The organism is Pedobacter albus, assembly GCF_036324255.1.
Classification (GTDB): domain Bacteria; phylum Bacteroidota; class Bacteroidia; order Sphingobacteriales; family Sphingobacteriaceae; genus Pedobacter; species Pedobacter albus.
Genome location: NZ_JAZDQT010000003.1, coordinates 279,643 through 294,171, shown reverse-complemented (window position 1 = coordinate 294,171; position 14,529 = coordinate 279,643). Strand labels below are relative to the sequence as shown.

Annotated in this window: 13 protein-coding genes; 7 read left to right on the top strand and 6 right to left on the bottom strand. The window is 42.5% G+C overall.

Annotation, left to right across the window (positions count from 1 at the left end; genetic code table 11):
• Nucleotides 1–37: 37 nt before the first annotated feature.
• Nucleotides 38–292, bottom strand: coding sequence for a hypothetical protein (locus VRU48_RS16450; protein ID WP_330109011.1), 255 nt, complete (start codon nucleotides 290–292; stop codon nucleotides 38–40).
• Nucleotides 293–362: 70 nt separating this feature from the next.
• Here VRU48_RS16450 and VRU48_RS16445 point away from each other — a divergent pair, with 70 nt between their 5' ends.
• Complete coding sequence (locus VRU48_RS16445) at nucleotides 363–761, top strand: hypothetical protein (protein WP_330109010.1); 399 nt, start codon at nucleotides 363–365, stop codon at nucleotides 759–761.
• On the opposite strand, the gene VRU48_RS16440 is transcribed toward VRU48_RS16445, so the two are convergent.
• A complete protein-coding gene (locus VRU48_RS16440; RefSeq protein ID WP_330109009.1) occupies nucleotides 748–939 on the bottom strand; it encodes a hypothetical protein in 192 nt (63 codons plus the stop codon). The two genes, VRU48_RS16445 and VRU48_RS16440, sit on opposite strands and share 14 nt — an antisense overlap.
• Before the next feature lie 309 nt (nucleotides 940–1,248).
• On the opposite strand from VRU48_RS16440, the gene VRU48_RS16435 reads away from it, so the two are divergent.
• Both VRU48_RS16435 and VRU48_RS16430 read left to right on the top strand, forming a co-directional pair.
• Nucleotides 1,249–1,590 (top strand): hypothetical protein, encoded by a 342-nt coding sequence (locus VRU48_RS16435; protein ID WP_330109008.1) that lies wholly within the window; start codon nucleotides 1,249–1,251, stop codon nucleotides 1,588–1,590.
• 80 nt (nucleotides 1,591–1,670) lie between these two features.
• Nucleotides 1,671–1,826: a hypothetical protein gene (locus VRU48_RS16430; protein WP_330109007.1), complete on the top strand. Its 156-nt coding sequence runs from the start codon at nucleotides 1,671–1,673 to the stop codon at nucleotides 1,824–1,826.
• A 161-nt stretch (nucleotides 1,827–1,987) separates the two neighbouring features.
• Here VRU48_RS16430 and VRU48_RS16425 read toward each other — a convergent pair whose 3' ends face one another.
• Nucleotides 1,988–2,809 (bottom strand): IS1595 family transposase, encoded by an 822-nt coding sequence (locus VRU48_RS16425; RefSeq protein ID WP_330109522.1) that lies wholly within the window; start codon nucleotides 2,807–2,809, stop codon nucleotides 1,988–1,990.
• A 379-nt stretch (nucleotides 2,810–3,188) separates the two neighbouring features.
• Entirely contained in the window at nucleotides 3,189–3,392 is a 204-nt protein-coding gene (locus VRU48_RS16420; RefSeq protein WP_330109006.1) for a hypothetical protein, read from the bottom strand.
• A 194-nt stretch (nucleotides 3,393–3,586) separates the two neighbouring features.
• On the opposite strand from VRU48_RS16420, the gene VRU48_RS16415 reads away from it, so the two are divergent.
• The 3 genes from VRU48_RS16415 (at nucleotide 3,587) to VRU48_RS16405 (ending at nucleotide 8,078) form a co-directional block, all read left to right on the top strand.
• Nucleotides 3,587–4,105 (top strand): hypothetical protein, encoded by a 519-nt coding sequence (locus VRU48_RS16415; RefSeq protein ID WP_330109005.1) that lies wholly within the window; start codon nucleotides 3,587–3,589, stop codon nucleotides 4,103–4,105.
• Nucleotides 4,106–4,367: 262 nt separating this feature from the next.
• The gene (locus VRU48_RS16410; protein ID WP_330109004.1) at nucleotides 4,368–7,235 is read left to right on the top strand and encodes a M16 family metallopeptidase; all 2,868 of its coding nucleotides are present in this window, start codon (nucleotides 4,368–4,370) and stop codon (nucleotides 7,233–7,235) included.
• A 57-nt stretch (nucleotides 7,236–7,292) separates the two neighbouring features.
• Nucleotides 7,293–8,078, top strand: coding sequence for a DUF1835 domain-containing protein (locus tag VRU48_RS16405; protein WP_330109003.1), 786 nt, complete (start codon nucleotides 7,293–7,295; stop codon nucleotides 8,076–8,078).
• Here VRU48_RS16405 and VRU48_RS16400 read toward each other — a convergent pair whose 3' ends face one another.
• Entirely contained in the window at nucleotides 8,079–9,620 is a 1,542-nt protein-coding gene (locus VRU48_RS16400) for a glycoside hydrolase family 10-like protein (protein ID WP_330109002.1), read from the bottom strand. It lies immediately after the preceding gene.
• Between the two features lie 225 nt (nucleotides 9,621–9,845).
• On the opposite strand from VRU48_RS16400, the gene VRU48_RS16395 reads away from it, so the two are divergent.
• Entirely contained in the window at nucleotides 9,846–10,751 is a 906-nt protein-coding gene (locus VRU48_RS16395) for a hypothetical protein (protein WP_330109001.1), read from the top strand.
• On the opposite strand, the gene VRU48_RS16390 is transcribed toward VRU48_RS16395, so the two are convergent.
• Nucleotides 10,752–14,483 carry a sensor histidine kinase gene (locus tag VRU48_RS16390; protein WP_330109000.1) on the bottom strand — a complete coding sequence of 1,244 codons (3,732 nt, stop codon included), beginning with the start codon at nucleotides 14,481–14,483 and terminating at the stop codon, nucleotides 10,752–10,754.
• Between the last annotated feature and the right edge of the window lie 46 nt (nucleotides 14,484–14,529).

Here is a 14,529-nt window from a genome sequence, read left to right as displayed (position 1 = left end):
CTTTTGTTGTTAGAACAGAAGTGGCCGCTACATAAATTTAGCAACTCACGCTGATACACATGGGGTCACTTGCACACATGGCTTCCGCATACTCTCTTGCCGAACCATATCCTGACCCGGGAGGATTACTTACCATACCTTCTTCGGTATGTGCACCACCATCTTTCATCACATAGGTACAATAGGCAGAATCACTTCCTACTCCACCCACTACTTTTTTTAACTGTTCTTTGGTCATGACCGATGCACCAAAAAAGGCTGTCTGCTTTAATTTTTTGGTATTTATACGCAAAGCTAACCCGTTTGCTTGCTAATTGATTGTCAATTGTTTATTTTGTATGTCTAAATTAAAATCTCAGATTATGTCTATTCCAGTAACAGTAAAAATTCATCCAGACAAACCAACAATAAATACGCTTCCCAAAAAACTTCCAAACAAGGTGTACGTAATAGATTATGACACTCATTTAGAAATAGAAGGTAAGTGGGTATTAAAGTTCAAAATAACAATGCTTGTAAGGGCGAACGGTGGGGATGTGGAGTTCAGCTACCAACGAAATATGAAGTTTGGCTTTCTTCCTCCAAAGTCAAAGGATGATTTTTACTATGTTTGTAACTATTGTTATCAGACGACAGTAATAGAGTTCAATAAAACATTAGATGACTTGCCATGCGATGACAAGTATATGGATATGCATTTTGAATCTTATGAGGCGCTTAAAAATAAAGTTGACAACGCCCTAAAACCTAATCTGAATTAAACTCTTCAAAATCGCTACTCTCTATTGGTATAATGACCAATGTATCGTCTTCTAGTTTTTCTGACGAATAGAAGTCCAATGCTTTTCTAAGCATTTGCGCAGAGAGCCTAAAAGACTTATCTGGGAAATTAATTGCCAAGTGGCTATTGTAGTCTATTGTTATATCTTTATTTTCCATAATTTTTAAGTGGTTAATTGATTTAAATACTATAAATTTGAAATATTGTTGAACATTTTAGAACGTTAAAAGCATCTTAGAAAAGACTTAACTAAACATATTTAAAACAGAAGCGTTAGCTTTTATTCTTGCACCCTGAATCTGGAAAATTCTCAACACGGCAAAGAATATAGTGGACCGCTCGCGCATAGCGTGGGCTGTTGCTTATTTTGCTGTATGGGCTATTCCAGAGCCTAGGGTGCGAAGTAGTGCTACAGTTCCACGCTTCTTTACTTTAAGGGCCTACAGGAACTGGGGGCGCTCTTCAAAATGAAAAAAGCAATTTTAATGGCGTTTGTCGCTGTTACATTCCTGTGCGGATGTAAAAAAGAAAAATCAACCTCTACATACGAGGTAAAACTGGTGTCTGCTGGAACCAGCTATACCCTTACAGCAAAAGTTTCATCGTCCAGCGGATCTGGAAAAGAATACTTAAACAAGTCCGGAATCAGTGGTTCTACTACCTATACGTTTACTCCGCTAGAATCAGAAGACATAAACGTTGCCTATGCGACTACCTCGAACATGACACTAAAGATATATGTCAATGGCCAAATGGTAGGAGATTATTCCAACACAGCTGGAAGTGGGATATATTTTGTACACAAATAATGCTGGCCAACTTTTTTAAGGTAGTATGGACTATTCTAGGAATGGGACTTCTGGCTGTACTCTATGGCATTTACATAAAAATGGACATAGGTAGGTATCAGATGGGAACCGATGTGTTCAACATTATAGATACAAAAACAGGCGAGCGATATTTCAGGGACGAATATGGAGCAGGCTATTATATCCTAGATAAAAATGGAGACGAAGTAAAAACAAAGTGGTACCCCAAGAACTAGATAAGCCTACTTCTTAGACGGCTTCCCAAGCAGTTTGTCGATAGCCCTGTCAAAAGCCGTGTCCCCGCTTGACTGTGCCTTTTTTCGGGGCTTTGTTGCGACTTTCGATGCGGTTTTCTTTTTTGATGCCGTCTTCTTCGCAACGGCTGTTTTCTTCTTGGTCATGCTATCAGTTGCTTGTATTTGAGCCTGCACTCGAAATTTTCGATAAACTTATCGAATAGTTGCTGGATGGACAAATTTCTGTAGTTATATCTGAATACGCTTTCCTGTACATATTTGTTCAGATGCTTAGGTGTTACCCTGATATAAACGGCAGTAAGGCTCCTTTTCATGTGCGACCAGAAGTTTTCTATGGCATTGGTATGCAGTTCGCCTCCATCTCCATAATAGCCTTTGCCATGGTCGGTACATCGAACCTTGTAAGAAACTTCTAATGCCCTATATCCATGGAATCCATCACCCATAATGCTTGCGCCAGTCCTTATGTTTTCAAGTGCTATTTGCCTAATAGTTACCATCAGCACATTAGGGACTACCATCGCGCGAACTTTACCTCCTCTTTCAAGCATGCCAAATACAGGGGTCTTGTCCTTGTATGCCCTTCCTGGATTGTACTTTATGCGCTTGTTCCTATGGCGGAACTTTGATTTTCCGCCCACGAACGATTCGTCGATTTCTACGGTTCCCTCCATCAGCGGAGCTTCTTCGTTGCCAAGAACTGTTCTCAGCCTCTGCAACATGAACCAAGCCGTCTTTTGGGTTATTCCCAAGTCCTTTGCCAGCTGTACGCTGGAAATGCCCTTTTTGTGCATGACAAGGTACAGCCCCATGAACCATGTAATCAGCCTCAGCTTTGATCCCTCGAATATGGTTCCGGTCTTTGCGGTATAGATTTTTCGGCAACAGGTGCATTTGTAGCGGATGCCGTCCTTAAAGACAAATGACTTATCGTTTCCGCATCCTTCGTACGGACACTGCATATATCCTTCCCATCTCCTAGAGGCAAGATATTGATGGCAAGACTTTTCGTTGGGAAAGCGCTTTACCAAGTCAATTATTGTAGCAAATTCTGTAACCATTGGGCAGATGATTTATAGGTGTTCTATTTTTTTACTTGTTTGGAATAATAAAGCCTTCTGTTAATATTTAATTTTTAAAACCTCAAAAGTATATTTTATGGAAGATTTTTATGTGATTACAAAACCAGTTAACTATTATACTGGCAGAATAAATGTGGAACACGTTCAAACAGATTTATTAATTCAAGAGCAGTTTAAAAGCGAAGTTGCAAAAATTGAAAGAATAAATAATTATGAGATAGATAGGAACACAATAAGGTTTGAGCTGATTGGGGCAATATTATACATCGTCCTGGTTGCCTTCAAGAAGAAGTGAGGTTTGTACCTTTGAAAGAGCATCTATTTTAGACTGCGCATTTTGCAATATTTCTTTTGCACCAGCAACGGGTAATCCATCGAGTACCCTAAGAATCTCTATTGTCTTATTTTCTATATCCCTATTTTCAAGCCATTCTCCAATTAGGGTAAGTTTTTTTATTTCCATAACTCCTGTTTTTTTGACCTCCCATTAATTTTGCGGACAAATTAGTCTTTTTTATTGACTTATGCAAATCTTAACAGGCTGTATTTTAGATTATTGATTAGGTTAATTGAACTACCTGAAGTTTTTGTTTAGGTAGATTGTGGTGGGTAAGATTGGTATATAAGTGCCGTAAATTTATTAACCAAACAAACAGCATGAAATCTAATGTCGAAAAAAGTATGCTACTTAAAGAGCATATCAAAAAAGCAAACTATACAAGAGGACTTGTAATAAATACCATAGTTCAAGTTGAATATATGCTTGATCGTTTACTAGCAGAATATTTTACTTCTGATAACAACCGATATGAAGACATGTTACTATTAGTGTTTTCAACCGAAAGAATAACGTTAGACAGTAAACGTAGAATTTTAGAAGTGATACTTAAAAAATGGTTTAAAGACCAGCACACAAAATACTCAAAGAATCTCAGATACATGGAAAATCAAATGATTCCAATAAGAAATAGGTTTGCACATTCTCCAACGGAGTACATGATAAAAAATGATGGTACAATTATAGATTTGATCAAGGTAAAGGACAAACAAGAAACTATTTCTTTTAATGAGAACCAAATAACCGAATTGAAAGAAAATTGTCAAGTGTGTATCGAGATGATGATGGACCTATTTAGAATAGTTAGACAGGCGCATCCCCGCAACGACTGGAAATAATCCCCAGGCATTGCAGAAATCGCCGGCTCTTTAATCTCAATAAAAAAAAGCCTCAAAAGAGGCTTGGTTATGTTTCCGTATAAATACCAATTTTTTCATAGCATGTTTTTTACTTTAAGTTACACTTATTTTCGCTAAAAGTATATTTCGCAGTTTTTGAATAGCTTTTCTACAAATACGTCTACAACTTAGCCAACAAAATGTAACTTTATTACTATAAATGTTTCCAAGCTTTGAAAACTATTAGATCTAATCAAAATCTATGATGAAAAAAAGACTCCATCTATTTGTTATTGGTTCGCTATCATTGGTTTTAGTCCAACCAGCGATTGCCCAACAAAAAACACCGGCCAAAAAGCCCGTGGCAACCAAAACAGCACAAAAGGCATCAACCAGCGCCTTGATACCCAACGACCCCAACGTAAAAATTGGGACCTTGCCTAATGGATTAACCTACTACATCCGCAAAAACACCGAACCTAAAAAAAGAGCTGAGCTTTATTTGGCCAACAAAATAGGCTCGCTCATGGAAAACGACGACCAACAAGGCTTGGCGCATTTTACCGAACACATGGCCTTTAACGGCACCAAGGATTTTCCAAAAAACGAGATCATCAACTACCTGCAAAAGGCGGGGGTACGTTTCGGTGCAGATTTAAATGCTTCTACCGGCTTTAACCAAACGGTTTACCAGCTGCCCATCCCAACAGACAGCATCGAGGTTTTTAAAAACGGTTTTAAAATCCTAGCCAACTGGGCCGGAAAAGTAAGCATGAACGGACCAGATATTGATAGCGAGCGGGGCGTTATTGTGGAGGAAGATCGTCAACGTGGCAAAAATGCCCAGCAAAGGATGAGCAACCAGCTGTTGCCTTTCCTGTTAGCCAACTCGCGCTACGAAAAGCGCATCCCGATTGGCAAAGTCGACATTTTGAACAACTTTACCCACGACAAGATCCGTTCTTTCTACGCCGATTGGTACAGGCCAAACCTGCAAGCCGTTATTGCCGTAGGCGATTTTGATGTAAACGAGGTAGAAAACCTCATCAAGGCTAATTTTTCTGACCTCAGTAATCCTAAAAATGCCAAACCAAGGCCTAATTACGATTTGCCAGACAATGTACAGCCCTTGGTCAAAATTGTAAGCGACAAAGAACAGCCCTACAATGTGGCACAGGTCATGTATAAACATCGCGAAGGCCCAACAAAAAGCGCAACGGATTTCAAAAACGACCTGATCCAAAACATGATCAATAGCATGTTAGGTGCCCGTTTACAGGAAATTACCCAAAAAGGCAATGCGCCGTTTCTAGTTGCCCAAAGCTATTATTCTCCCTATATGGGCGGTGCAGTTTGGGGGATCAACGCATTTCAAACCATTGCTGTGTCCAAAACAGCTGCTGGACTGGCCGATGCCTTAAGCGCCGCCTTGGCCGAAAATGAGCGTATGGCCAAGTTCGGTTTCACCAACAGCGAGTTCGAAACCGTAAAGAAAAAAGTAGAAGCAGGCATAGAAAAACAGTACAAGGAAAAAGACAAAACCAAATCGGTGGTTTATGTAAACCAATATTTGGAAAATTTCTTAGTGGGCGCCAGCATGCCATCGGCCGACTATAATTACAACGAAACCAAGAAAATACTTCAAAGCTTAACCTTGGCAGAAGTTAATGCCATGGCCAAAAGCCTGATTACCCAAACCAATCAGGTAATTGTGGTACAGGCTCCAGAAAAAGAAGCTAAAGATCTTCCAACCGAAGCCCAGTTACTTGCCGTATTGAAAAATGCAGGCAATAACGTAAAACCTTATGTAGACAATGCGGTAAACAAACCGCTTTTGGCCACCATCCCAACGGCAGGCAAAATTGTAAGCGAAAGCAAAACCGACAAAGTGGGCGTAACCAGCCTCACCTTAAGCAACGGTGTAAAAGTGGTACTTAAACCTACCGATTTCAAAAACGATCAGGTTATTTTCTACTCTTTTGGCAAAGGCGGCTCTTCTCTGGCCAGCAATAGCGATTATCAATCGGCAGAAAACGCCAACCTGATTGCGCAAAGCGGCGTGGGCGAGTTTAATCCTACCCAGCTCTCCAAATATTTGGCTGGCAAAGCCGTATCGGCCAGTGCCTACATCAATTCGGAGTACCAAGGCTTTTCGGGTAGCAGTACGCCCAAAGACCTCGAAACCGCCTTCCAGCTGATTTATGCCTATGCCACCAATCCGCGCAAAGACGTTGAAATATTCAACAAGAACATCAGCGATTTTAAAGTGATTACAGCCAACAAAAACAGCAGTCCAACCAGCGTATACGCAGATACCGTACAAGCCGTAATGGCCAATTACAACAAAAGAGGCATGCCAACGACCTTGCAAGACATCGACAAAATCTCTCTCGACAAGGCTTTTGCCTTTTACAAAGACCGTTTTGCCGATGCCAGCGGGCAAACCTTTGTTTTTGTAGGAAACTTTGACGTAGAAAAAATAAAGCCTTTCATTACGACCTATTTGGCCAGTCTACCGACATTGAACAGGAATGAAAACTTTGTAGACCTGGGCATCAATCCGCCAAAAGGCAAAGTAAGTAAAACCGTATACAAAGGCCTCGAAGACAAAGCTACCGTACAATTGTACTTCCATGGCGACTACGACTACAATGTTGACAACAACACGCAACTAGAAGCGCTAAAAAGCGCCTTGGAAATTAAAATCCTGGAGCGTTTGCGCGAAAAGGAAAGCGGCGTTTACAGTCCGGGCGTACAGCTTAGCGTAGAAAAATATCCTTCGGCGCATTATTATTTCACCATTTCTTTCAACTGTGCCAAGGCTAACGTAGATAAGCTGATCAATGCGGCCTTGGATGAGGTGAACTCGTTCAGGCAAAATGGCGCTACCGAAGACGATATCAAGAAGTTCAAATCGGAAGAGCTGAGGCAAGAAGAATTGAGCCTAAGAGAAAACGGCTTCTGGTTAAGCTATTTAGCCAACCGCCTCAAAAACGGCGAAAGCCTTGAGCAGGTGTTGGGCGATAGGGACCGCGTAAACAGCGTAACCGTTGGCACTACCAAAACTTCGGCACAAAAATACCTCAGCAGCGATAATTATATCCGCTTGGTACTTGTTCCAGAAAAATAATCCTAAAAATAACATGGGGGTGTATAGCTCAGGTCATACACCCCTTTCTTTTTTGCCATGAACAAAACACTACATATTTTAAACGGCGATGCTACCTGGCATAGCTTTAAGCAAACAGCTCTAACAGGAGATGTTTTAGTCTGGCGTGAAATCTTATCCGAAGGTCCTGTTTCAACAACCGAGCTCTGGCCAACCAGGGCCAAATGGATCAGTGAAACTTATGGCGAAAACACCACCGGCTACCAACAAAAAGTACTTGCTGAAATAGAGAAGCTAAACCATCTTGGTCCGTACAACGAGCTTGTGCTTTGGTTCGAGTATGATTTGCTTTGCCAAATTAACCTGATCTGCATTTTAAACATACTTCACGAATCGATCGGGCAGTTGCCAAGCATCTACCTCATCTGTCCAGACCATTTCGACGGTATGCCTAATTTTAAAGGCCTAGGCGAGCTCAATCCGGAACAGCTGACTAGTTTGTGGCCAAGCAGGACAAAACTGCACCAAAGCGACCTAACCTTTGCCAGCGAGGCTTGGCAATGCTATGTAGAAAATAATCCTAAACAACTCGAAAATTTTCTTCATCGTGATTTTGGGCAATTGCCTTTGCTCAAGAAAGCATTACAGGCACATCTGTTGCGTTTCCCACAGGCACCCGATGGCCTCAACCACATCGAAAAAACTCTACTCGAAATCGTCGATTCGAGTAAACATGCCAAACCCGCAATTTATCAGGCCTTTTGGGAAAAGGAACCTATTTATGGCCTCGCCGATTTACAGCTAGAGCACATCTTAAACCAATTGCAAAGCAAGGGCAAGATTACGGCAACCTTGACACCTTAATTATTTGGCTTGTATACCAACCGGTCCGCTAGGCTCGCTTTCGTTCTTTAAACGATCCAGTGCCGTTACCAAATAATTGTAGCGTTTGCCTTTTTCAACATTGGTATCCAAATAAAAAGTAAAGTCTTCAAAGCTAATGTGCACGATGTTTTTGGCATCCAAAATGGAGATTTTCTCGCCCTCTTCAAAACGATACACCACATAGCCCGAAGCCGTTTCGCCATCTTTGGCTTTCAAAGGCTTAGCCCATTTCAGGTTAACGCCATCTGCTTCAGCTTCGGCCGTTAGGCTTTGTGGCTGATTAGGCATTACATCGTCTAGCCAAGGCATTTGCGGCGGCAAAGCCGGATATTTGTACAAATCGTTGCGCAACGAATCGGCAACGGCACGAGCTACCGTAGAAAGCGACTTGGAACTGAAAAATACGCTGCCCTGTACACGGTTATTGGCCCTGATGTATCGGATTTGATTAGGAATTTCGCTCAGCTTGCCCCAGGCCGCTTCCTGCCTTGATGGCATGCCGTGCACCAAATAGGCCGCCTGACCAATATAAAGGTGCCTTCCGTAGGTATTGTTGCTCCACCAATCGAGCAGTACGCCAAAAGGTGCCGCCTGGCGGCTAAACGTAAAGTAAATCTGCGGATTGATATAATCTACCCAGCCTTCTTTAATCCATTTCCTCGAATCGGCATAAAGCTCTCCGTAATTGGAAAGGCCGTTGGTTTTAGAGCCCAGCGTATCTTCGCGGTAGTTGCGCCAAATGCCAAAAGGGCTTACGCCAAACTTCACGTACTTTTTGTAGTAATGCACGCTGTCGTTCACCATTTTAATCAGCATATCTACATTGTTTCTGCGCCAATCGTCTATATTGGTAAATCCGTTTGGATATTTGGCAAAAGTTGCGCTGTCTTTAATGGTTTGTCCGGCAATGCGATAAGGATAAAAATAATCGTCGAAATGCACGCCATCAATATCGTACTCCTTAACCACGTCTAAAATGACCTGCATAATATAGTCGCGTACTTCGGGCAATCCCGGATCGAACAGCTTTTGGCCGCCATAGGTATAAAACAGCTCTGGCCGTTTTTGGGTAATGTGTTCGGAACTGGTTACGGCATTGGCGCTCATGGTAGCCCGGTAGGGGTTAAACCAGGCGTGCAGTTCCATGCCTCTTAAATGAGCCTCTTTAATGGCAAATGCCAAAGGATCATAATCCTGCGTGGGCGCCAATCCCTGCTTGCCCATCAGCCAGTGGCTCCACAACTCGCGCGATTTTGCATAAAGTGCATCCGCCGTAGGCCTGATCTGCAACATTATCGCATTAATTCCGTTCTTCTTATGTTGCTCCAGGATACCTATCAGTTCTTGCTTTTGCTGATCAACAGAGAGGCCGGGCTTTGAGGGCCAGTCGATATTGGTTACAGTAGCTACCCACACGCCCCTAAACTCTCGTTTTGGAGTAATTTTTGTAGTAGTTTGTGCTGTTAGGGAAAATGAGGTTACTAATGAAAGTAAAAGTGCAATAAAAGGGCTTTTATTCATTATTTGGTTTGGTAATAGCAAATATGTTCGGTTTAAATTCTGTAGTCGTAAAGGTACACCTTGGTGCTAAACTTTATAAGTAAACGGTTTTTTCTAAAAAATCTGATACAATAACATTGCAAATTTAAGCTTTTCATTTTTTTATACTATGTTAGCCTCCCCGTAAAATGAAAATTAAATTAAAGTTTATTGCCTTCGCTTTGATGTCAATAAAAATTAATGACTATGCAGAATCAGGATCCCGTAAATAAAGTTGACAGGAATAAGGTCTATTTCTTGGTTGTTGTGATCGCCGCGCTCTTGGGTATCAACGCCTATCTCTATTTTAAAGACAAACAGCAAAGCAGCCGTTTTGTTACAGTAAATACCGAAAAAGACCGGCTCAAGCTCGAGGTTGAAAAAATAGAAGTAGAATTAGACCGCGTAAATGCCATTAATGTAAGCCTGAGCGAAAAGCTGCAGAACGAACAGAAGCTGGCCCGCGAAAAAATAGCCGAACTTAAGCTGGCCCTGCAAAAAGGCGAACTAACCCAGGGCGACCTAGACAAGGCACAGGCCCAAGTAAAAGAGCTGAGGGAATTTGTAAAAAACTACAACGACCAGATCATCAGGCTCGAAAAAGAAAACTCTTACCTTAAATCGGAGCGCGACAGCCTGAAGAGCACCGCCAACGCCATTAACCAAAAAGCGCAAAACCTGGAGCGCGAAAACGAAAACCTGAACGCCAAAGTAAAGGTTGGGGCCGCTTTAAAGGCGGCCAAAATAAACATTACCGCATTTAAGGTAAAAAGCAGCGGCCGTTTGGTAGAGGTAACCCGCGCCAGCACAGCCAAAAAGCTGGTTATCGACTTTTCTATCGCGCCCAATACCCTGGCCGAAAAAAACTACCATAAAATCTACCTCCGCGTATTCGATCCGGCCGGTAACCTCATTGCCAATGGCAACAACTTGTTTGAAGCCGACGGACAGCAGATGCAGTACAGCAGCGCCATCGAGATTTCGTACAACGACGACGATACGGCTTATAAAATCGACTGGACCAATCCCAAAGAATTTATGAAAGGTGCCTATGCCATTATTCTTTATGCCGATGGCTTCGTCATGGGCAAAGACCAGATTGTGCTCAGGTAGTTAAGCCAAAGGGAAACTGAAATAGAATGTAGTTCCCTTATCTACTTCCGACCGAAACTCTATTGTTCCACCCGCATTTTCTGTGGCCTGTTTAACAAAGGCCAAGCCTAAGCCCGTACCCGACGATTTGGTGGTGAAGTTTGGCACGAAGATTTTATGCTGCAGGCTAGGATCTATGCCTTTGCCATTGTCTTCTACCTCGATATACACCTGTTTTTCATCGTTGATGAGGTGTATTTTGATGGCACATTTTTCGCGGCCTTCCGAGGCTTCTATCGCATTTTTGAGCAGGTTATTGAAAGTACGCAACAACTGGTCCTTATCGCCTAAAACCACAATGTTTTTATTGGTACGGTTAAGCACCGCAATCTCTATATTATCGGCTGTACTGAATACCGCAATAGCCTGTTCGATAACCGGCAAAAGCTCCAGGTTTTCGAGCTTGGTATCGGGCATTTTGGCAAAGTTGGAAAACTCAGAGGCAATGGTAGCCAAGCTATCAATCTGTTCGATGAACGATTTATTGAAGCTGGCAAATTTCTTCTCAAAGTTGGGATCTTTTTCCTTCCACGATTTTTCCAATAGCTGAACCCCTAATTTTAAAGGCGTAAGCGGGTTCTTGATTTCGTGGGCCACCTGTTTGGCCATTTCGCGCCAGGCGCTTTCGCGTTCGGAACGGGCCAGTTTATTGGCGCTAGCCTCCAAAGCGGCAATCATTTTATTGTACTCCTTAATCAAAGAGCCGATTTCATCCTGCCGATGCCAAACAATAGGCTGGTTCTTCTGCCCCAATTTGGTCTTTTTAATGCTCTCCTGTATAAAAGTAAGCGGATTGGTAATCTGATTGGCCAAAAACACCGCCAATACGCCAATCAGTACAAACACCAAGGCATAAATATTGATCAGCGTGTTGATAAACAAGCCTATTTTCGCCTCATAATCTTCTTCGTTCGAATAATATGGAATGCCGATGTACGCCACGGTTTGGTTCTGTGCATTGCGGATGGGTGCATAGGCAGCCGCATATTTAAAATCGCCTATTTTTTCTGCGGTGTTTAAATATTCCGAGCGCTGTTTCAGATGCAGTTCGATATAGGCTTTAGAGGCCATTTTTCGGCCCAAAATGCCGTAATTGTACATTTTTGGCAAAGAGGTAAGGTACAAATCGCCATTGGTGAGATAAAGGTTCAGGAACGACGCGTTCACATCAGCAAACTGGCTAAATGCCGATTCGGCCTCGGCATCCTTCTTCAGCATCCCACTGTTCAATATCTGGCGCTCGTAAGAAAGCTGTACTTTTCTCAGCTTTTCTCTAATGGCTCCCTCCTGCTGTTTCAGGTATTCGTCTTTGATGTAAAAGAAGGTAGTCCATCCCACAATAAGCAAAGTAGCCACAACCGACAATACAATGGAGAACTGGATGCGGGTTTTGTAAAGGATCTTATTGGCATTGATCATGAGGTAACGGTTAATGCTGAACCAGCCGCCCTGATTGCTATCGATGTTTTTAATCAGCCACATAAAAACATACAGCAGGATGCCAAACAGGATAAACACCAGAAAAAAGAAAGACAGCGTGGCCAAACGCACCACATAAGGAATCTTGCTCTTGGTAATGACAATCAGTTTCGAGGCATCGGGCTTGTAGATGGCATGGCTGTAGCTGGTGCCATCGGCCGTATCTTCGTTTAAAAACTCAACCTTGCCAATTGCGCCTTTAAAACTCTGGTTAACCATGTCGTAGGTGTAGGTACCCGACTGACCGTAAAGCTTGTTGTCTTTATAAAACGCAAACGAATAATCGCTAAAGTCCTCGTCGCTCTTGAGCTTGCCGTCTATGAGCAGTTCGGGGAAATGGCTATTCGAATCGTAAGGCTGCGATTTGAGTTCGATCACCATACTGCCCAACAGGTTTTTGCCCTCGAGGATCGGAATGATGCAAAAATAGCTCTGAAAGCCAAAGGTATTGTTAATGCGATAGGCAAATTCGGTTTCCTGTACCTTTACGGCGCCCGACCTAACCAAGTCCCTAAACTTCGAAAAAGGAATTACCTCTTCCTTTTTAAGTGTCGAATCCTGGTTATTGTACTCGTACATCCTGTAATCGAAGCGCGACAAATAGCCATCCAAGTACCTTTTTACGATGTAATTGTGAAAACTGTTGGTTTGACTAAGTGATGGGCTTTTAAAATAATCAACCACCAGCGAATCGGACGAAACGCCCTTTTCAAAACTGTCTATCGAATTGATAACCTTGGGATCGTCTGAATAAGGAAGCTTTTCGGCAATGGTCGCTCTGATGCCCCTTTCCTTGATGTCGATGTACTTGATGTACTTGATGGCGGTTAAGAAGGCCATGCACAGGAACAAGGTGGCAAAAATACCGATAGAAAACCGTCGGTGCTGCATGTAGCCGTTCCAGGCGATGATAAAAATGAACAGGGCGTATACGAGGAAAAAGACATTAAAATCGTCGATTACCTTGTACACAAAATAAGCGCCCAACAAAGCCAAGAAAACAAAAAGGCGCTCGCGGTTATTAAAATGGAACTGTTTGCTCAGCTCAATCATGACATTCACCAACAGGTAAACGTTAAACCACACCAGACAGAGAATAATGATACTTGTCCAGCTGATCCAGCCCATGTTGATGATATTGGTGATATCAAAGTTGATCTTTGAGTTATAAATCAGGCCAAAAAATACATCATCGACCAAAAAACCGATATAGGCCAATAGCAATAAGGCCAGTATATGAAACAAATAGGCAGAAAACCTGCTCTTGGTTATGCTTTTAGCAAAATGGTACTTATAGCGATGCACGTACACAAAAAGCGACACCCAGGTAATGGCAAGCACATTGAGCAACAAATCGCCCAAGGAGGGCAGAAAATCGCTTTCGGCATAAATGGAAGGGCTGAATATTTCGAGGTTAAACTGATGGTTAAACCAGAAAAACTGCAGGTCGGTAAGCCTTACGGCCGTAAAAAAAATGGCCAGCACCAAGGTGGCCGATAAAATCAGGCCTCTTTTGGCCAACCACGAACAATACGAATTGACAAAAATACAGATGCTGAGCAAGCCGGTTATCCAAAGCCAAAGCTGAATGGTGCTGTAAATATTTTTAGAGTATTCTTCGCTCAGCTTGACCGGAAAAAGGTATTCCTTGTGGATGTTGAAGATTTCGGTAATGTCTTTGTCTGTAAAAGTGGCCAGATCCAGGCTATTATTGGCAAAAAGCTCGGGTGCAATCTGGTTTTTGAGGTATTGGTTCTCAATGCTGAACTGTGTTTTTACGGTAATGAGGAAAACGAAGATATGATCGTCGACCGTTTTTTTGACCAGTTCGTACCAACCGTTAGACAGCTGGCTAAACGAGGTCCCTTCCTTTAAGTGCTCTACATTGGCCGGAAAGGCCCTGGCAGAACTCCAAAAATCGAGGATGCCATTCTGGTAAACCAATACATTGATGCCCTGTTCGCGGTAATCGTTAATGAATTTAACGGCAAGTTTGTCGTCTTTATAAAACGATTGGAGTTCGGCTAGCTTCTCCGGATCGAAAAGGTACTGCTGTACAATGCGTTCTTTGGCCGAGAGGTTGCGCTGCAACTCGCCAGCTTCGTGCAAAAGGAGGTCGGTTTGGGTAATCGAATTATCGAGCGACAATGCCGTTACAATACAGCAAAGGCCCAAAATCAATAGCAGAAACCTAATTTTACCTCCAATACTCACGTTAAAGTTTAATTTAGTTAGGGTATTTATAAAAGCGCATTGCCTT